The organism is Isoptericola sp. NPDC060185, assembly GCF_042728595.1.
Lineage (GTDB): Bacteria > Actinomycetota > Actinomycetes > Actinomycetales > Cellulomonadaceae > Isoptericola.
The window spans coordinates 91,545-109,674 of record NZ_JBHWYY010000008.1 but is presented as its reverse complement, the minus strand read 5'-3'; the positions used below and the strand labels follow the sequence as shown (position 1 = coordinate 109,674).

Sequence of the window (18,130 nt, the reverse complement as noted above, 5' to 3'; positions counted from 1 at the left end):
GCGGCCGGCCGCCGTGCCGCCGTCGCGCCCCACGGCGGGCGCCTCGCCGGCGGCACCGGCCGCGCCCGCGCGGCCCGCCGCGTCCCCGTTCGACGCGCTCGTCGCCTCGGAGCAGCCCGTGCGGGCCCGCTCGGCGGCGCCGCAGGTCGAGGAGGAGGACGACGAGGACTGGGACGAGCCCGAGGCGTCGTACACCTGGCTGCACTACATCGTGCTGGTCGTCGTCGCGTTCGTGCTCGGTCTGCTGGTGTGGAAGCTGCTCCTCGCCGGCTCGGACGACAAGAGCTTCAGCACCGACTCCGCCGCGCCCGCGGTGGTCCACTCCCTTACGACCTCCCCGCCTGGAGCCGCCGCATGACCGCCACCCCCCGCGCCGTCGAGCTGGCGGTCGTCGCCGCCCGGGCCGCCTCGGACCGCAAGGCGCAGGAGATCATCGCGCTCGACGTGAGCGAGCAGCTCGTCCTCACGGACGTGTTCCTCATCGCGTCGGGCACCAACGAGCGCCAGGTCTCGGCGATCGTGGACGCCGTCGAGGAGGCGATGATCACGGCCGGCGCCAAGCCGATCCGGCGCGAGGGCAAGGCCCAGGCGCGCTGGGTGCTGCTCGACTTTGGGGACGTCGTCGTGCACGTGCAGCACGCCGAGGACCGGGTCTACTACGCGCTGGAGCGCCTCTGGAAGGACTGCCCGGCCATCGACCTGCCCGAGGACGCGCGCGGCGGCGACGGCGCAGCCGCGGCGGCCGAGTACGGCGACGCCGCGGGTGACGGGGCCATCCGTCTCGCGGGCGACGAGCGGTGACGGCCGGGACCGTCGTCCTGCTGCGCCACGCCCGCACGGCGTACAACGCGTCCCTGCGGCTGCAGGGGCAGATCGACATCCCGCTCGACGACGTCGGCCGCTGGCAGGCGGGGGAGGGCGGCTCCGCCCTCGCGTCGTCCCACCGCGCGACGCGCATCGTCTCCTCCGACCTGGGTCGCGCCCTCGAGACCGCGACCGCGTACGCGGACGCGCTCGGCGGCGCCCCCGTGCAGACCGACGTGCGGTTGCGCGAGCGTGGCTTCGGCGAGTGGGAGGGCATGACGGGCGAGGAGCTCTCCGCGCGCTGGCCCGAGGAGTACGCCGCCTGGCGCCGCGGCGCCGAGCCGGCGGGAGCGGGAGCGGAGTCCAAGGCGGAGGTCGCCGCGCGGATGGCCGAGGCCGTCGCCGAGCACGCGGAGCAGCTGGACGACGACGCGACCCTGGTCCTCGTCTCCCACGGCGCCGCGATCTCGTTGGGGGTGACGGCGCTGCTCGGCCTCGACCCGACCTCGTGGCGCGGGCTGGCCGGGATGCACAACGTGCACTGGTCGCACCTGCATCGGGCGGGGGCCGGCGCTGTCCCGGCGTGGCGGCTCGTGGCGCACAACGTGGGGGCCGGGTACCCGCTGGACCACTGGCAGGCCGGTCCGGACTGGAATTTGGAACCTGGCCCGAAGTCTGCCTAAGATATCGACGTTCCGAGGGGCGCAAGCCCGGAGGAACACACCGAATCAGACGAAACATGGGTCGCTCGCGGCCATGGATCGCCGGTTCTCGGGGCTGTGGCGCAGCTGGTAGCGCACCTGCATGGCATGCAGGGGGTCAGGGGTTCGAGTCCCCTCAGCTCCACCCCGACGAAAAGGCCCGGAACCACATGGTTCCGGGCCTTCTCGCGTACCCGGGTCCCACGGGGCGGGACGGCCTTGCGTCGACGACGCCGTCGCCTAGGGTCGGTCCTGCGGCCGCATCGAGGGCCGCCGCAGGTGACGTCACACCTGACGCACAACTGAAGACACCCATGACAGGGGAGCGCCGTCGAAGGGGCGCTGAGAGTGCGGGCACGAGCCGCAGACCCTTGGAACCTGCTCCGGTTAGCACCGGCGAAGGGAGTTACCTGGAATGTCCGCGCCCATCATGCGTCCGACCGTCCTCGGGACGGCTCGCGCGAGCCTGCGGTACCGCACCGTCGACCTGGTCACGATGGCGATGCTCGGCGTCGCCGTCGGCGTCGTCTTCTGGGGCTGGACGCAGCTCTACCACCTGCTCTCCGCGGGGCTCGTCGTCGCGTTCCCGCCGGCCACCGGCCTGCTCGGCGGCGGCTGGCTGCTCGGCGGCGTGCTCGGCGGGCTGATCGTCCGCAAGCCTGGCGCCGCGCTGCTCACCGAGGTCGTGGCCGCGAGCGTCGAGGCCCTGCTCGGCGCCGGCTGGGGCTTCTCGGCGATCGTCTCGGGCGTCGTGCAGGGGCTCGGCGTCGAGCTCGTCCTGGCGCTGTTCCTGTACCGCCGGTTCGGCACCGCGGTGGCGGCGCTGTCGGGTGCCGCCGCGGGCGCGTGCGGCGCCGTCTACGAGTGGTTCGCCTACTACCCCGACTGGCAGTGGGGGTTCCGCCTCGCCTACCTCGGCTTCTTCGCGCTGTCCGGCGCGCTCCTCGCGGGGCTCGGCGGCGCGGCGCTGGTGCGCGCCCTCGCCCGCACCGGGGTGCTGGACGCGTTCGCGCCCGGCCGGGACCTGGCCGACGGCGCCGCCGGGGCGGCCCGTGTCGCCCGTGGCTGACGGCGGCGCGCGCGCCCGGCTGGCGGGGCTCACCTGGCGCCCGACGGGGCGGGCGACGCCGGTGCTCGACGGGCTCGATCTCGCCGTCGGCGCCGGGGAACGCATCGGGCTCGTCGGTCCCAGCGGGGCCGGCAAGTCGACCGTGCTGCACGCCCTGGCGGGCGTGCTCGGCGACCCGCTGCCGGGCGACCTGTCCGGCACGGCCCACGTGGACGGCGTCGTCGGCCTCGTGCTCCAGGACCCCGGGGCCGCCGTCGTCGCCGAGCGGATCGGCCGCGACGTCGCGTTCGGGCCCGAGAACGCCGGCCTGCCGCGGGAGGAGATCTGGCGCCGCGCCCGTGGGGCGCTGGACCACGTGGGGCTGCGGTACCCGCTCGACCGGCCGACCTCCGCGCTGTCCGGCGGGGAGCTGCAGCGGCTCGCGCTCGCAGGCGCGCTGGCGTGCGGCCCGGACCTGCTGCTCCTCGACGAGCCGACCGCCATGCTCGACCCGGACGCCGCGGCCGAGGTGCGGTCCGCGGTGCTCGACGCGCTCGCCGGGACGGAGACTTCGCTGGTGGTCGTCGACCACCACGTGGGGCCGTGGCTGGAGCACCTCGACCGGGTGGTGGTGCTCGGCCCGGGCGGCGTCGTCACGCACGACGTCGCGCCGGGCGCCCTGCGCGCACCTGGGGTCGAGCCCGGGGGCGAGCCCGGGGTCGATCAGGGCGCCCCGCTCCGGGCCGCGCTCACCGCCGCCGGCATCTGGCTCCCGGACGCCCCGGCGCCCGACCCGCTGCCCGTGCCCGCGGCGCTGGTCGCGCCGGACGACGCCGGTCCGGAGGTGACCGTCGACGCACTCGGCGTCGACCTCACGACCCGGGGCCTGCGGGGCCGCACCACCACGCGCGCGCTGGACGGCGTCGACGCCCGCCTGCCCGCGGGCCGGTTCACCGCGGTCACCGGCCCGTCCGGGGCGGGGAAGTCCACGCTCGTGGCAGCCCTCGCCGGGCACCTGCGGCCCGCGCGGGGGCGCGTGGCCGGGTCGCCCGGGCGCGGCACCCGGTCGCGCGAGCTCGCCCGCCGCTGCGGGTGGGTGCCGCAGCATCCCGAGCACGGGCTGCTCGCGCTGCGCGTTCGCGACGAGGTGGCGCTCACCGGCAGGCGGCTCGATGTGCCCGTGGACGTCGACGCCGTGCTCGCGCTGCTGCGCCTGGACCATCTCGCCGACGCGCACCCGTTCCGCCTCTCCGGCGGCGAGCAGCGGCGGCTGGCGCTCGCGGCGGCTCTCGCGCACCGGCCACCCCTGGCGCTGCTCGACGAGCCCACCGTGGGCCAGGACCGGCACACGTGGGCCGCCGTGGCCGGGTGGGTCGTCGCGGCCGCCGGGCACGGCGCCACCGTGGCGGCGAGCACCCACGACCGCCACCTCGTCGGGCTCGCCGACCATCGCGTCGCGCTGCCGCCGGGCGGGCCGGACGAGGACGGGCACGGCATGGGCCGCCCGCACCGGGTGGCCGCGGCATGACGGGCGGTGGCGGCACGACCGGCGCGCTCGGCGTGCTGGGGCGGGCGAACCCGCTCGTGCTCGTGACGCTCGGGCTGCTGGGCCTGGTCGCGTCGTTCGGGGTGCGGGACCTCGCGTCGGCGGCCGCCGCGCTGGGCGCCGTCGTCGCCTGCGGGGCGGTCGGCCTGCCGCGGCGCTCCGGGCCGGCGGCGCGCTACCTCGCGGTGGTCGTGGCGGTCGCGTCGGTCACGTGGTCGACGTGGCTGCTGGGCGGCCGCGACCTCGAGGTCGCGGCCGTCGCGGGGATGCGGATCGCGGTCCTCGCGCTGCCGGGCGTCGCGCTCGCGCCCCTGATCGACCCGAGCGGGCTGGCCGACCAGCTGGGCCAGCGCCTGCGGCTGCCCGCGCGGTTCGTCGTCGGGGTCGCGGCCGCGCTCCAGCGGTTCGAGCGCCTCGGCACCGTGTGGGAGCAGGCGTCGCGGGCCCGCCGGTCCCGCGGCGTCGGGCCGGGGCACGGGCCCCTCGACCGCGGGCGGCACGCCGCCTCCGTGACGTTCGCCGTCCTCGCGGCCACACTGCGCGACGCGACGACCATGGCGGTGGCGATGGACGCCCGTGGCTTCGCGGGCGCGGGCTCGCGGACCTGGGCGGAGCCGGCGCCGTGGGCCCGGCACGACACCGCGGTGCTGGCCGTCGGCGTCCTGGTCGCGGCGCTGCCGTTCGCCGTCCTCGCGGCGGGGTAGACGCCCCACCCCTGACAGGTGAGGGATCGCCCGCGGCGCGCACACTGGGCTCAGGAGGTGCGCGCATGGCCGGACCGGAGGCACGCCCGCAGCACGACTTCGACGCCCTGTACGCGGGGGACGTCCCGCCGCCGTGGGAGATCGGCCGCCCGCAGCCCGCGCTGCTCTCCCTGGTGCGGCGGTCGGTGCTCGCGGACCCGGTGCTCGACGCCGGGTGCGGCACCGGCGTGCTGGCGCTCGCCGTCGCGCGGTCCGGGCACCGGGTCGTGGGGGTCGACGGCGCGGCCCACGCGATCTCGCGCGCCCGGGAGCGGGCCGCGGAGGCGATCCTCGAGCCGCCGGGCGAGGTGCGCTTCGAGGTGGCCGACGCCCGCCACCTCGACCGCCTCGACGTGCGCCCGCGCACGGTCCTGGACTCCGGGCTGCTGCACTCCCTCGACGCCGACGGCCGCGCCGCCTACGTGGCCGGGCTGGCCGTGATCTGCCCGCCCGACGCGCTCGTCGCCGTGCTCGCGATGTCGGTGCGGGCCGGGCTCGGCTGGGGCACCACCGCGGGCGACCTGCGCGCCGCGTTCCCGGCGGCGGACTGGACGTCCACCGAGGTCACGGACGCGGAGATCGTCGCGCGGCCGACCGACGACGAGCAGCACCTGCCGGCGCTGCTCCTCACGACGCGGCGCGCGTGAGCCCCTGCGCCCCGACCGCGGCGAGCAGCGCGCGGGCCCTGGCCGGCCCCACCGTGCGGCCGGGCCGCGCGGCGATCGCCTCCAGCCCGGGGAACGTCGCCGCGTCGGCCGGGACCAGGCCCCGGCGGGCCGCCTCCGCGAGGTAGGGCAGCGCCGCACCGGCGACGTCGAGCACGCGGGGGAGCCAGCGGGGCAGCGGGCCGTCGGTGGCGCCCGCCGCGGCGACCGCCTCGGTGAGCACCGGCCACAGGGCGGGCAGCGTGGCGGGGCGGCGCTCCACCACGCGGACCATGCGCGCGGGGCTCGCCGCGGGCTGCGTCACCAGGGCGCGCGCGGCGAGGCGGACGCCCGCCCAGCCGATGCCGCCGCTCTCGATCAGCTCGCGCACGACGTGCTCCCCGGCGATCCCCGCGTCGCCCTCGTGGCACAGCATGGACAGGGCGACGGCGTGCAGGGCCGCGCTGCGCGGCGGGACTCCGCCGGCCGGCGGCCGCAGCGGCCCGCCCGTGCCCTCGGTGCGGTTGCGGTGCTCGTGCGCGCGCAGCACGCCGGCCTCCGCGTCCCAGGCCAGCCATGCCTCGGTGCCGCGCGTGGGGTAGCCGGACGTGTCGGGCTCCTCGCCCTCGGCGCGCGCGACGGCGGCGCACTGGCCCTCGCGCTCCAGGTCGTACGCCCACACCTTGACGACCCGGTAGACGCGGCCGGGGTGGGCGGGGAGCCGCAGGTCGAGGGCGAGCAGCCTCGTGGGGGCGTCCGGGTCCTGCCAGGTCGCGGTGACGCCGACCCCGTCGTCGACGGCGGGCAGCGTCGCGACGCCCGCGGGCCACACGGCGTCGAAGTCGTCGGGGACGCCCACGGGTGCCGGTGCCGCCGGGGCGGGGGCCACCGGCTCCCCCGCGACCGGCGGGAGCGCCGCCACGGTCTCCCGCGCGGCGACCACGGCCCGCGAGGAGCCCGGCCGTGCGGCCAGCCGCCGCAACCCTGGCACGGCGAGGACCGCGGGGTCGGCGACCCCGGTCGCGACGGCGGCGGCCGCGTCCGGCGCGAGGGCGAGCATCGCCTCGGCCAGCTCCGCGGTGCCGGCCAGCAGGCGGGTCCGGGCCTGGGAGGCGGCGAGGAGGTCGTCGAGCACCGGCCAGACCACCGACGCGAGCCCGTCGTCCGCGAGGCGGACCGCCGCGGCGGCGAACGCCGCGAGGGCGCGCGGCGTGGTCTGCAGGTCGAGCAGGGCCGCGTCGGCGACGCCGGGCCGGAGCAGGCCGCGGTCCCACGCCTCGAGCGCCGCGGCGGAGCCGTCCTCGGCCGCCCGCTCGTGGAAGCCCCGCTGGGCGCCGAGCACGGCGACCGCGCCCGCGGGCCCGAACGGCGTCGCGCGGCGCGCGGCCTGCCGCAGGGTGACGCCGAGGGCCGGGTCCTCGCTGTGCACGAGGCCCTCCGCGGCGGCGTCTCCCCACCCCGGGAACACCGCGTACGCGTCGTGGCCCGCGTAGCCGCGGGTGTCGATGCGGCGGGGGAAACCGTGCAGCGAGCGCGGCAGGACGACCGGGGCGGCGCGCCAGCAGTCCCAGCGCTCGTCGCGGACGAGCGCCGGCTCGGCGACCGGGTCGGCCACGTACGCGACGACGACCGGGCCCGCCAGGAGCCGCAGGTCCCGGCCGCGCTGCCCCGCGACGGGCACCTCGAGCGCCCCCAGCCGGTCGAGCACCTCGGGCGTCGCGCGGGCGAGGTCCAGCCGGGTGAGCGCCAGGAACAGGTCGGCCTCGACGGCGGGCGAGCCGGACGACGCGTACTCCTCGAGCCGGTCGGCCAGGTCGGCGGGGTCGACGCTCAGGTCCACGCGGGTGGGTGCCGACAGCAGGTTCGGCACCTCGCCCAGCCGCTCGACGACGCCGTGGTCGCGGGCGTGCAGCACACCGTAGACCGCGCCGCTCGCGTCGAACCCGTGCTCCGGCTGCTCGCCGCGGACCCAGGCGTGCACCGGTCCCAGCCCCGGCTGCCACGACGGCCCCACGCCGCGCAGCGCGGTGCGCGCCTCCTCGGGGTCGCGGCGCGCGACCTGGACGGCGAGGTGGAGGAAGGTCTCGAGGGCGAGGTCGGCGGCGCCCTCCGGCTGCAGGGTGAGCGCGGCGGCCGCGGCGGTGAGCTCCGCGCCGGTCGCCTCCGGCGGCGCGAACCGCGGCGGCGTCCAGACCGGCGGGGTGGGCCGCCAACGCCCGGCGGTCGCGGCAGCCGTCGCGGCAGGTCCGGCGGGCCGCGCGGGCTTCGCCGGGGCGACGCCCCACGCCTCCAGGACGGCGCGCGCGGCCCGCGCCACCGCGGGGTCCCGGCCGGCGGCGAGCTCCGCGACCCGGTCCCCGACGAGCTCGACGACCTCGGGCCCCGCGCCGCTGTCGGACGACGCCCGCCGGGACGCGGCCGCGAGCACGGCGCGCTGCGCCTTCTTGGTGGCGACCGCCAGCGACACCAGCAGGACGTCGGCGAGCGTCGCGGGGTCGGCGCCCTCGACGAGGGCGGGAGCGAACGCCTCGACCAGCGGCGCCTCGCCGGTGGCCAGCACGCCGACCAGCAGGTCCGCGCGTGCCAGGATCTCGGCGGGCGTCGCGGCGAGGCCCGGGGTGCGCGCGGTCGGGGGCGCGGTGAGGACGACGGCCCACGCCTTGCGGTCGCCGGGCCGGGTCGCGGCGTCCAGGGCCCGGAAGGCGAGGTCGACGGCCTCGTCCCGGTCGAGCCAGCCGGCGCCGACGGCCGCCGCGTAGGTCCGCCCGAACGGGCCCGTCGCCGGCAGCCCGACGGTGACCGCGGCCCGGGCGTGCTCCGCGTACCGCGGGGGCACCAGTCCGGCCGGGAGCGGCTCCCCGGTGAACAGCCAGTCCACCGCGTCGCCCGTGAGCTCGGCCGCGGCGAAGGCCGCCCAGTCCTTGAGGTACTCGACGTCGTCCGGCACGTCCAGGCCGAGCCGGTGCACCAGCAGGGTCGCCACGTCGCCGAGCGAGGACATCGAGTGCTCCCACAGCCGGCTCGTCGACGCGTACCCGCGGGCCACGACCTGGGCAGCGAACTCCGGTCCGCGGGAGGCCACCACCCTCGCGACGAGGTCGGCCGGGAGCCGGGACGTGCGGGCGAGGAGCTGGACCGTCCGGGCGGCGTCGACGCCCAGCCGCAGCGCGAACAGGGTGAGGAGGTCGAGGTCGGCGGTGGTGAACGCCGTCCAGCCCCAGGAGCGTTCGTCCAGGGTGCCGAGCCGTTGCCACGGGCCGCGGCGCAGCCCGGCGAGCGCCTCGCGCTGCTGCGCGGGGGAGCCCAGCGGCAGCGTCGGAGCATCCTGGGGGTCGGCGCCGTCCCACCCGAGCTCCCGGAAGATCTCGACCGCGCGGGCGAGGGCGGGGGTGGCCAGGTCGGTGTCCACGCGCGGCACGGAGCTCACGGGTGCGGGGTCCTCTCGTCGTCGGACCGGCCCTGCGCCGGCGGCGCGGCCGCGCCCAGGCGGGCCGCGAGCACATGCTGGCACGGGCCCCTGTCACCGCCGTGCCGCAGGTACCAGGTGCACGTGCAGGTGTCCGGGCCGTGACCGCCGGGCGCGAGGCGGACGCGGTGGTCGCCGCCGCTGCCTCGGACGAGGAAGCCGTCGCCGTCGGGCCGCGCTCCACCGCTCGCCGCGAGGGCGCGGGCGGCCCGCAGGCGCGGGTTGTCGCGCTCGGGGCGGCCCGGGTCGTCGGGCAGCTCGCGGTGGAACCAGGCGGCGTCGTGGGCGTCCCACCCCACCCGCCCCTGGGCCGCGAGCACGGCGAGCGCGGCGCGCACGCGGGCGTCGTCGAGGGCCGCGTCGCGGGCCAGGCGCGCGACGTCGACGACGGGCTCGAACGCGAGGAGGGCGGCGACCAGGTCGGCGTCGCCGGAGGCCTCGGGCGCGGCGAGCCCGTCGAGCAGCGAGCCCTCCCCGGAGTGCCCGCGCCACGGCTCGGCGGTCAGGCCGACGCTGACCCGCGCCCCGGGCAGCGCGACCTCCACCAGCGCCGGGCCCGCGCCGCCGTCGGCCGGGCCGTAGACGGTCACGCCGCGCACGTGCACCAGCAGCCGCTTCAGCGCGGCGAGGCGGTGCAGGCCGCTCACGTGCACCGACCCTGCCGAGCGGCGCGGCGCGAGCCGGGCGCCCGAGGGTGCGGCCGTGAGCCAGCCCGAGCGCGCGGTCGAGGTCGCCGCCGGGAGCGAGGCCACGAACGACCGCGCCGCGGCGCCGTCGAGCCGCAGCACGGGGGCCAGGCCGTGGTGCAGCTCGGCCGCGTTGCCGAGGGCCCGCACCCAGCGCGGCGGCATCTCGACGGGGCGCTCCACCACCTGCACGCCGGGCGTGGCCACGCGCAGGCCGCCGACCCCGACGTCGAGGTGGAGCAGGTCCGCCCGGCCCACGCCGGTCAGGGCGCGCCGGGTGTCGGGCCCGAGGTCCACGTTGGTGGTGCCGGAGCCGATCTCGCCGCCGTCGAGCCCGTCGCCGAGGAGGTCCAGGCGGGCGTAGACGCCGTTGCACGCGGAGAAGACCTCGGCGCGCAGCCGGTCGCCCTGCGCGGTGAGGACCGGGTCGCGCTGCGTGGACGGCGCGGGCTGGACGTACCGGGTCGCGGTCACGTCCGCGAGCGTCACGAGGGACCGGGCGAGCACCTGCGGGTGGGTCGCGAAGCCGTGGAAGAACGACGGGGACGCCTCCGGGCCGCCGGGCGCCAGGCCGGGGGCGAGGGCCAGGGCGAGGCCGCCGTCGTCGAGGGTGGACGCGCCGACGAACGCCCGGGTGCCTGTCATGGCCCCGAGGGTGCCACGAGCCGGTGACGCGACCCGCGACCGACGGCCCGCCGGACGGCCCGCCGCCGCCGGGCGCGCGTGCGATAGGAAGGGTGCGTGCCGTCCCCGCCCCTCTTCCCGTTCCGCAGCGTCGTCCTCGGGGCCTTCCTCCCCACCCTGGTGCTGGAGATCGGGATCGGCGCGCTGCTGCCGGTCGTCGCCGTCACGGCCACGGGCCGCGGCGCGACCCTCACCGTCGCGGGGCTGGTGGCGGCCCTGCTGCCGCTCGGCAAGATCGCGTTCGACCTGCCCGCGGGCGCGCTCGCGCAGCGCCTCGGGGACCGGACGGCGATGCTGCTCGCGGGCGGTGTCGCGGTGCTCGCGTTCACCGCCATCGCCCTGACCACCGCGCTGTGGGGCCTCGCCCTGGGCGTGCTCGCCCTCGGCGCGGCGAACGCCGTGTTCAACCTCGCGCGACAGGCCTACCTCACCGAGATCACCCCGCCGCTGCGGCGCGCGCGCGTGCTGTCGACGCTGGCGGGCGTGCACCGGATCGGGCTGTTCCTGGGGCCGTTCGCGGGCGCCGCGGTGATCGCCGCGACGTCGCTGCAGGGCGCGTTCTGGCTCGGCACCGGTGCGGCGCTGGTGGCGGTGGCCGTGCTCGCGCTGGTGCCGCCGGAGCCCCGGGCCGGCGCCCCGCTGCCGCGCGCGGGCGGCGGGCCGCGGGTCTCCGTCGCGGCCGTGGCCCGCGACCACCGGCAGCTGTTCGCGACGCTCGGCGTCGCCATCCTCCTGGTGAGCGCGGTGCGCGGCGCGCGGCAGACCGTCATCCCGCTGTGGGGCGAGCACCTGGGCCTGGACGCCGAGGTGACCTCGCTGGTCTTCGGCGTCTCGGGTGCCCTCGACATGCTGCTGTTCTACCCGGCGGGCAAGGTGATGGACCGGTTCGGGCGGCTGTGGGTGGCGGTGCCGTCCATGCTCACGATGGCGGCGGGCCTGGCCCTGCTGCCGTTCGCGCACACCGTCGCGGCGGTCACCGTGGTCGCGGCCGTGCTGGGCGTCGGCAACGGGATGGGGTCGGGCATCGTGATGACGCTCGGGGCCGACGTCGCGCCCGCGGCCGTGCGGCCCACGTTCCTGTCGGTGTGGCGGCTCTTCCAGGACACGGGCGACGCGCTGGGCCCGCTGCTCCTGTCGGCGGGGGCCGCGCTCGGCTCGCTCGCGGCGGGGGTGTGGGCCACCGCGGCGCTCGGTGGGGCGTCGGCCGCCGCCCTCGCACGCTGGGTGCCGCGCTACTCGCCGCTGGCGAACCTCGTACGCCGCCGCGGGGCCGACTGACCCGCGCCGCCTGTTGCGCCCCGCGCCGCGAGCAACTAGGTGTGGGAGATGGAGGTCTTCGAGAAGTGGGAATCCGAGATCCGCGGCTACAGCCGGACGTACCCCACGGTGTTCGCCTCGGCGTCGAACGCGCGCCAGGTGGACGAGGCCGGGCGTAGCTACGTCGACTTCTTCGCCGGGGCGGGCGTGCTCAACTTCGGGCACAACAACCCGCGGATGAAGCGGGCCATGATCGCGTTCCTCGAGGCCGACGGGGTGGCGCACAGCCTCGACATGGCCACGACCACCAAACGTGACTTCATCGAGGCGTTCGTGGGCACGGTGCTCGAGCCGCGCGGGATGTCGATGCGCCTGCAGTTCATGGGCCCCACCGGCAGCAACGCGGTGGAGGCCGCCCTCAAGCTCGCGCGGAAGGTGACCGGGCGGCGGGAGGTCGTCGCGTTCACGCACGGGTTCCACGGGATGACGCTGGGGTCGCTGGCGCTGACCGGCAACGAGTTCTTCCGGGCGGCGGCGGGGGTGCCGCTGGAGAACGTCGTGCGGCTCCCGTTCGAGACCGCCCCGGGCGGCGGGCTGCAGTCCCTGGAGGCCTACCGGGCCCAGCTCGCCGACGTCTCCAGCGGCCTCGCCGCACCGGCCGCGTTCGTCGTCGAGACGGTGCAGGCCGAGGGCGGGGTCAACGTGGCGAGCGCCGAGTGGCTCCGGGCCGTGCAGGAGCTCGCCCGCGACGTGGGAGCGCTGCTCGTCATCGACGAGATCCAGGTGGGCTGCGGCCGCACCGGCAGCTACTTCAGCTTCGACGGGATGGGCCTGGACCCGGACATCATCTGCCTGGCCAAGGGCATCGGCGGCTACGGGACGCCGCTGGCGATGAACCTCGTGCAGCCCGAGCACGACGCGCGCTGGCTGCCGGGGGAGCACACCGGCACCTTCCGCGGGCAGGGGCTGTCGTTCGTCGCGGGTCGCGAGGCACTCACCTACTTCGAGGACGACGCCCTCATGACCGAGGTCCGCGCCAAGGGCGAGCGGATGGCAGGCGTGCTGCTGTCCCTCGCGCAGGACGCGCCCGGCCCCGAGGGGCGCGGGTTCGCCGTCCGCGGGCGCGGCATGATCCAGGGCCTCGACCTGGGCGACGGCGCCCTGGCGAAGGCGGTGGTCGCGGAGTGCTTCGACCGCGGCCTGCTGATCGGCGCCTGCGGGAGCGGCGGCCGCGTGCTCAAGCTCATCCCGCCGCTCACCATCCCCGACGACGACCTGAGCGAGGGGCTCGACGTCCTCGCGGGGGCGGTGCGCGACACGCTCTAGCGCCCTCGAGCAATCCCGCCGGGGACGCGTGACAGGCAGAAGGAGGCCGCATGCGGCAGCGCGACGACATGACGTTCCCGTTCGAGGAGTACGAGCGCCGCCTCGGCGACCTGCGCCGCCGCATGGCGGACCGGATGCTCGACGCGGTGGTCATCACCGATCCTGAGAACCTCATGTACCTCACGGACTTCCAGACCACGGGGTACTCGTTCTTCCAGGCGCTGGTCGTGCCGCTCACCGACGAGCCGTTCATGATCACGCGCAGCATGGAGGAGTCCAACGTGCACGCCCGCACGTGGGTGGAGCTCACGCGCCCGTACCCGGACACGGGCGACGCGATCCAGAGCCTGGTGCAGTCGCTGCGCGAGTTCGGCCTCGACACCAAGGACGTGGGGTACGAGCGCAACAGCTACTACTTCCCGGCCTACCACCAGGACTACATCCACAACTCGTTCACCGACGGTCGCCTGCTCGACTGCTTCGGCATCGTGGAGGAGGGCCGGGTGATCAAGTCCGACGCGGAGATCGCGATCATGCGGCGGGCCGCGCGCGCCACCGAGGTCGGGATGGCGGCGGGGATCGAGGCGGTCGTCGCCGGGGTGACCGAGAACGACGTCGCCGCCGAGATCGCGTCGGCGATGTTCCGCTCCGGCGGCGAGTTCCCGGCGGTGATGCCGTACGTCGCGTCGGGGCCGCGCAGCATGATCGGCCACGCGACGTGGGAGGGGCGCACGGTGCGGCCCGGCGAGCACGTGTTCCTCGAGGTGGGCGGCTGCTTCCGCCGCTACCACACGGCGATGATGCGCACGGTGGTGCTCGACGACCTCTCGCGCAGCATGCTCGTGGCGCAGGAGCGGATGAAGCTGGCGCTCGCGGAGGTGGAGGCCGCGATCCGGCCCGGGCTCACGGTGTCCGACGCCGACAACATCGTGCGCGACATCATCTCCGACAACGGCGTCGGGGCCCGGCTGGTGACCCGCTCGGGGTACTCGATCGGCATCGCCTTCCCGCCCAGCTGGGACGAGGGCTACATCGTGAGCCTCAACCAGGGCGACCCGCGCGTGCTGCGCGAGGGGATGACGTTCCACATCATCCCGTGGATGTGGGGCGTCGACGGCGACAAGACCGTCGGCATCTCCGACACGGTGCGCGTGACCGCCGACGGGTGCGAGTCGTTCTTCACGCTCGACCAGGACTTCACGTGCAAGCCCGAGCACGGCGCCGTGCGGGGAGACGAGCGCGGGGACGGGGAGCCCCTCACCCTCGTGCCCGGCCCGACGGCCGACGGCACCGAGGAGGAGACGGCATGACGATGCTCATCGCGACGGACCCGAGCACGGGCGAGGTGGTCCGCGAGGTCCCGGCCGCGGGCCCCGCCCAGGTGGACGCGGCCCTCGCCGCCGCGGAGGAGGCGAGGGCGGCGTGGCGGGAGCGCGGGTTCGACGGCCGGGCCGAGGTGCTGCGCGCCGTCGCGGCCGACCTGCGCGCCCGCTCGGGCGAGCTGGCCCCGCTGATGACGCAGGAGATGGGCAAGCCGGCGACGGAGGCCGTCGGGGAGGTCGAGAAGGCCGCCTGGTGCGCCGAGCACTACGCCGAGCACGCCGCGGCCTACCTCGCGCCCCAGGACATCGCGTCGGACGCCACGCACAGCTACGTGCAGCACCTGCCGCTCGGCACGGTGCTGGGGATCCTGCCCTGGAACGCCCCGTTCTGGCTCGCCCTGCGGTTCGCCGCGCCCGCGCTCATGGCGGGCAACACCGGCGTGCTCAAGCATGACCCGCACGTGCCCGGCTGCGCGGCGGCGGACGGCGAGGTGTTCGCGCGGGCGCTGGCCGTGTCGGGCGCGCCCGACGGCGTCTTCGCGAACCTGCCGCTGGAGACCGCGGACGTCGCGGCCGTGATCCGCGACCCGCGCGTGCAGGCCGTGTCCTTCACCGGGTCGTCGCGCGGCGGCGCGGCCGTCGCGAGCCTGGCCGCGGCCGAGATCAAGCCGGCCGTGCTGGAGCTCGGCGGGTCCGACCCGTGCGTCGTGCTGGCCGACGCCGACCTCGACGCCGCCGCCGACACGATCGCCCTGTCCCGGATCATCAACGCCGGGCAGTCCTGCATCGCCGCCAAGCGGGTGATCGTCGAGGAGCCGGTGCACGACGCCCTCGTGGGGCGCCTGCGCGACCGCCTCGCCGCGCTGCGCGTGGGCGACCCGCGCGACCCGGCCACGCAGGTGGGCCCGATCGCGCGCGAGGACCTGCGCGCCGCCCTGCACCGGCAGGTCACCGAGACGGTGGCGGCGGGCGCCCGGCTGCTGCTCGGCGGCGAGCTGCCCGACGGCCCGGGCTGGTTCTACCCGCCCACCTTGCTCGACGACGTGACCCCGGACATGACCGCGGCCTGCGAGGAGACCTTCGGACCGGTCGCCGCGGTGCTGCGGGCCGAGGACGCGGACGCGGCGCTCGCGGCCGCGAACGCCACCGAGTACGGCCTCGCGGCGAGCGTGTGGAGCACGCCGGAGCGGGGCGAGGAGCTGGCCCGCGAGATCGCCGCCGGGCAGGTCGCGGTGAACGGCATCGTCAAGACCGACCCGCGGCTGCCCAGCGGCGGGGTGAAGCGCTCCGGCTACGGGCGGGAGCTGGGCCCGCACGGGATCCGTGAGTTCGTCAACGTGCAGCAGGTGTGGGTCGGTCCGCGGCGTCCGTGACGGGCGCCGTGGACGCGCGCACGACGAGCTCCGGGTGCACGACCTCGGGCTCGTGCACCGTGTCCGGGTCGGCGAGCAGTGCGAGGAGGTGCTCCACGGCCCGCCCGCCGACGTCGTGGAACGGTTGGCGCACCGTGGTGAGCGGGGGAGAGGCGTAGGCCGCGAGGGCGATGTCGTCCATCCCGACGACCGACACGTCCTGCGGCACCCGGCGCCCCAGCTCGACGAGGGCGCGCACGGCGCCGAAGGCCATCTCGTCGCTGGCGACGAAGAGGGCGGTGACCTCGGGCATCCGCCCGACGAGCTCGCCGTTGCGGTGGCCGGACTCGGGCGACCAGTCGCCGTGCAGCACGGGCGGCACGGTGCGGCCCGCGTCCTCGAGCGCCTGGCGCCAGCCGGCGGTGCGGCCGATCGCGTCGTTCCAGGACTCGGGGCCGGCGATGTGCCAGACGGTCTGGTGCCCGAGGCCGAGCAGGTGCTCGGTGGCGAGGCGGCCGGCCTCGACCTGGTCGACGGCGACGACCTCCGTGGCCGACGAACGCATGCCGTCGAGCACGACGGTGGGCAGGCCGCGGGTGAGGTCGCCGAGCGAGGCGTCCTCGCGCACGGGCACGGCCATGAGGAGCCCGTCGACCCCCTGGTCGAGCAGGCGCGAGACGGCCTCCGCCACCGCCGGGGTGGACAGCGACGGCGTCGTCGCCGTCGAGACGAAGTAGCCCTCCGCGCGGGCGGCGGTCTGGGCGCCGAGGAGGATCGCGGACGTCGAGTAGTGGTCGGTCTCGTGCGTCACGACGCCGAGCGTGCGGCTGCGGCCGGTGACGAGCGCCCGGGCGAGGCGGTTGCGGCGGTAGCCGGTCTCCTCGACGGCCGCCAGCACCTTGGCGCGCGTGGCGGCGTTGACGTGCGGGTGGTCGGACAGGACGCGGGAGACGGTCTGCGCGGAGACGCCGGCGATGCGCGCCACGTCGTTCATCGATGACGCCCGTGCCACGGCTCACCCCGGTCCCTGGTCGTGCGGGCCGTCCCGGCCCGCTGCGGGCTCGATGGTACCGCTCGTCGTGATGACCATAACAAGCGGATCACGGTTCGGGAGGGAAGCGGCCATATACCGTGCGTCTCCGACTGGTTGTTATGGATATCAGAACCGGCTATGGTGCTCGCATTCCTCGTGCGGCAGCGGTGCCGCTCCTCGGTACACAGTGGTCAGAAGGAGTCAGAGATGAAGCGTTCGACGGTGAACGGGTCGGCGCGTGCGACTGGTGCGGCGTGCGTGGCCGCGGTGGCGGCGGTGAGCCTCGCGGCGTGCGCCGGCGGCGACCCGGCGGGCGGCGCCGAAGGCGAGCCCACCACGATCGAGGTCTGGACCTGGGCGCAGGGCTACGACCAGGCCGCCGAGGCGTTCAACGCCGCGCACGACGACGTCCAGGTGAAGTTCACCGAGATCGAGCCGGGCAACAAGGGCGGCTACGACAAGATCCGCAACGCCGTGAAGGCCGGCGACGCGCCCTGCCTGGCGCAGGTCGGCTACGAGACCATGCCGAGCTTCGTCTCCGAGGGCAACCTGCTCGAGGTCACGGACATCGCCTCGAAGGACGCGGACGCCTACACCCCGGCCGGCTGGTCCGGCGTGACCGTCGGCGACCGCGTCTACGGCGCCCCGCAGGACCAGGGTCCGATGGTGCTCTTCTACAACAAGGACGTCTTCGCCGAGCACGGGATCGACGTGCCCACGACGTGGGCCGAGTACCAGGCCGCGGGGGAGAAGCTCAAGAAGGCCGGCGTCGCGCTCACCGGCACGTACGAGGACTTCGACTACACGGGCTTCTCCTGGCAGGCGGGCGCGCCCTGGTACACGGTCGACGGCGGCACGTGGTCCATCACCAACGACTCGCCCGAGAACCAGAAGGTCGCGGACTACTGGCAGGGCCTGATCGACGACGGCCTCGTCGGCGCCGGCATCTGGAGCGACCAGTGGGCCGCCGGGCTCTCCGACGGCAGCATCGCGACGATCGTCGGGGCCGCCTGGTTCAAGGGCATCCTCAAGGACTCGGCCGCGGCCGCCTCCGGCTCCTGGGCCGTGGCCCCGCTGCCCACGTGGGAGAAGGGCGAGGCCACCACCGGCAACGTCGGCGGCAGCGCCACGGCCGTCCTCGCCGGCTGCGAGGAGCCGGAGGCCGCGTGGGAGGTCGCGCACTTCATGTCCACCGACCCCACGGCGGTGGACGCGGTCATCGAGGCCGCCGGCACGCTGCCCGCCTCGGTCGAGGGGCTGAAGTCGGTCCTGCTGACCCAGGGCGACGACTACTTCGGCGGCCAGGTCGTGGACGAGGTGTTCGTCGACGCGGCCGCGAACGTGGCCGAGGGCTGGCAGTGGGGCCCCGGCGTGTCCACGCTCATGGGCACCTTTGCCGCGGACATGAAGAAGGCCTACGCCGGCCAGGGCGACGCTACCGTCGCCGGCGCGCTGGACAGCTCGAAGGCGGCCACGATCGACGAGCTCTCCCAGCAGGGCATCACGGTCGGCGAGTGA

The 18,130-nt window shown here is 76.5% G+C and carries 15 protein-coding genes, 1 tRNA gene and 1 riboswitch; of the genes, 13 read left to right on the top strand and 3 right to left on the bottom strand.

Annotated features, from left to right (window positions below):
• The 8 genes from ACFWDO_RS05380 to ACFWDO_RS05345 form a co-directional block, all read left to right on the top strand.
• On the top strand, positions 1 to 358 hold a 358-nt coding region (locus ACFWDO_RS05380; RefSeq protein WP_380346831.1), incomplete at its 5' end, for a hypothetical protein.
• Entirely contained in the window at positions 355 to 801 is a 447-nt protein-coding gene (gene rsfS, locus ACFWDO_RS05375) for a ribosome silencing factor (protein ID WP_380314877.1), read from the top strand. The genes ACFWDO_RS05380 and rsfS, both read left to right, overlap by 4 nt.
• Positions 798 to 1,487 carry a histidine phosphatase family protein gene (locus ACFWDO_RS05370; protein WP_380314874.1) on the top strand — a complete coding sequence of 230 codons (690 nt, stop codon included), beginning with the start codon at positions 798 to 800 and terminating at the stop codon, positions 1,485 to 1,487. Before rsfS ends, ACFWDO_RS05370 begins: the two co-directional genes overlap by 4 nt.
• A gap of 90 nt (positions 1,488 to 1,577) precedes the next feature.
• Positions 1,578 to 1,650, top strand: a tRNA-Ala gene (locus tag ACFWDO_RS05365).
• Between the two features lie 164 nt (positions 1,651 to 1,814).
• Positions 1,815 to 1,927, top strand: a riboswitch (TPP riboswitch).
• Positions 1,921 to 2,574, top strand: a complete 654-nt coding sequence (locus ACFWDO_RS05360; RefSeq protein ID WP_380314872.1) for an ECF transporter S component — start codon at positions 1,921 to 1,923, stop codon at positions 2,572 to 2,574. Its footprint overlaps the riboswitch before it by 7 nt.
• Entirely contained in the window at positions 2,567 to 4,081 is a 1,515-nt protein-coding gene (locus tag ACFWDO_RS05355; protein ID WP_380314869.1) for an ABC transporter ATP-binding protein, read from the top strand. The genes ACFWDO_RS05360 and ACFWDO_RS05355 overlap by 8 nt, the downstream gene beginning before the upstream one ends.
• Positions 4,078 to 4,803 (top strand): energy-coupling factor transporter transmembrane component T family protein, encoded by a 726-nt coding sequence (locus ACFWDO_RS05350; protein WP_380314866.1) that lies wholly within the window; start codon positions 4,078 to 4,080, stop codon positions 4,801 to 4,803. The genes ACFWDO_RS05355 and ACFWDO_RS05350 overlap by 4 nt, the downstream gene beginning before the upstream one ends.
• A 65-nt stretch (positions 4,804 to 4,868) precedes the next feature.
• Complete coding sequence (locus ACFWDO_RS05345; RefSeq protein ID WP_380314863.1) at positions 4,869 to 5,489, top strand: class I SAM-dependent methyltransferase; 621 nt, start codon at positions 4,869 to 4,871, stop codon at positions 5,487 to 5,489.
• Here ACFWDO_RS05345 and ACFWDO_RS05340 read toward each other — a convergent pair.
• Both ACFWDO_RS05340 and ACFWDO_RS05335 read right to left on the bottom strand, forming a co-directional pair.
• Positions 5,470 to 8,913, bottom strand: coding sequence for a hypothetical protein (locus ACFWDO_RS05340; RefSeq protein ID WP_380314860.1), 3,444 nt, complete (start codon positions 8,911 to 8,913; stop codon positions 5,470 to 5,472). The two genes, ACFWDO_RS05345 and ACFWDO_RS05340, sit on opposite strands and share 20 nt — an antisense overlap.
• A complete protein-coding gene (locus tag ACFWDO_RS05335; RefSeq protein ID WP_380314857.1) occupies positions 8,910 to 10,283 on the bottom strand; it encodes an SWIM zinc finger family protein in 1,374 nt (457 codons plus the stop codon). Before ACFWDO_RS05335 ends, ACFWDO_RS05340 begins: the two co-directional genes overlap by 4 nt.
• Positions 10,284 to 10,379: 96 nt before the next feature.
• Here ACFWDO_RS05335 and ACFWDO_RS05330 point away from each other — a divergent pair, with 96 nt between their 5' ends.
• Genes ACFWDO_RS05330 through ACFWDO_RS05315 form a run of 4 tightly spaced genes read left to right on the top strand, consistent with a single transcriptional unit; the run spans position 10,380 to position 15,600 of the window.
• A complete protein-coding gene (locus ACFWDO_RS05330) occupies positions 10,380 to 11,600 on the top strand; it encodes an MFS transporter (RefSeq protein ID WP_380314854.1) in 1,221 nt (406 codons plus the stop codon).
• A gap of 48 nt (positions 11,601 to 11,648) precedes the next feature.
• Positions 11,649 to 12,905 carry an aspartate aminotransferase family protein gene (locus tag ACFWDO_RS05325; protein WP_380314851.1) on the top strand — a complete coding sequence of 419 codons (1,257 nt, stop codon included), beginning with the start codon at positions 11,649 to 11,651 and terminating at the stop codon, positions 12,903 to 12,905.
• Positions 12,906 to 12,955: 50 nt separating this feature from the next.
• Positions 12,956 to 14,215, top strand: coding sequence for an ectoine hydrolase (doeA, locus tag ACFWDO_RS05320; RefSeq protein WP_380314848.1), 1,260 nt, complete (start codon positions 12,956 to 12,958; stop codon positions 14,213 to 14,215).
• Positions 14,212 to 15,600, top strand: coding sequence for an aldehyde dehydrogenase family protein (locus ACFWDO_RS05315; protein ID WP_380314845.1), 1,389 nt, complete (start codon positions 14,212 to 14,214; stop codon positions 15,598 to 15,600). Before doeA ends, ACFWDO_RS05315 begins: the two co-directional genes overlap by 4 nt.
• Here the strand turns inward: ACFWDO_RS05315 and ACFWDO_RS05310 are convergent.
• Positions 15,560 to 16,573, bottom strand: a complete 1,014-nt coding sequence (locus ACFWDO_RS05310; protein ID WP_380314842.1) for a LacI family DNA-binding transcriptional regulator — start codon at positions 16,571 to 16,573, stop codon at positions 15,560 to 15,562. The two genes, ACFWDO_RS05315 and ACFWDO_RS05310, sit on opposite strands and share 41 nt — an antisense overlap.
• A 246-nt stretch (positions 16,574 to 16,819) precedes the next feature.
• On the opposite strand from ACFWDO_RS05310, the gene ACFWDO_RS05305 reads away from it, so the two are divergent.
• Entirely contained in the window at positions 16,820 to 18,130 is a 1,311-nt protein-coding gene (locus tag ACFWDO_RS05305) for an ABC transporter substrate-binding protein (protein ID WP_380314839.1), read from the top strand.

Coding starts and splice junctions, on each gene's coding strand:
- ACFWDO_RS05345 (WP_380314863.1), top strand. CDS start 4,869: ATGGCCGGACCGGAGGCACGCCCGCAGCACGACTTCGACGCCCTGTAC.
- ACFWDO_RS05325 (WP_380314851.1), top strand. CDS start 11,649: ATGGAGGTCTTCGAGAAGTGGGAATCCGAGATCCGCGGCTACAGCCGG.
- ACFWDO_RS05335 (WP_380314857.1), bottom strand. CDS start 10,283: ATGACAGGCACCCGGGCGTTCGTCGGCGCGTCCACCCTCGACGACGGC.
- ACFWDO_RS05315 (WP_380314845.1), top strand. CDS start 14,212: ATGACGATGCTCATCGCGACGGACCCGAGCACGGGCGAGGTGGTCCGC.
- ACFWDO_RS05305 (WP_380314839.1), top strand. CDS start 16,820: ATGAAGCGTTCGACGGTGAACGGGTCGGCGCGTGCGACTGGTGCGGCG.
- rsfS (WP_380314877.1), top strand. CDS start 355: ATGACCGCCACCCCCCGCGCCGTCGAGCTGGCGGTCGTCGCCGCCCGG.
- ACFWDO_RS05350 (WP_380314866.1), top strand. CDS start 4,078: ATGACGGGCGGTGGCGGCACGACCGGCGCGCTCGGCGTGCTGGGGCGG.
- ACFWDO_RS05360 (WP_380314872.1), top strand. CDS start 1,921: ATGTCCGCGCCCATCATGCGTCCGACCGTCCTCGGGACGGCTCGCGCG.
- ACFWDO_RS05310 (WP_380314842.1), bottom strand. CDS start 16,573: ATGAACGACGTGGCGCGCATCGCCGGCGTCTCCGCGCAGACCGTCTCC.
- doeA (WP_380314848.1), top strand. CDS start 12,956: ATGCGGCAGCGCGACGACATGACGTTCCCGTTCGAGGAGTACGAGCGC.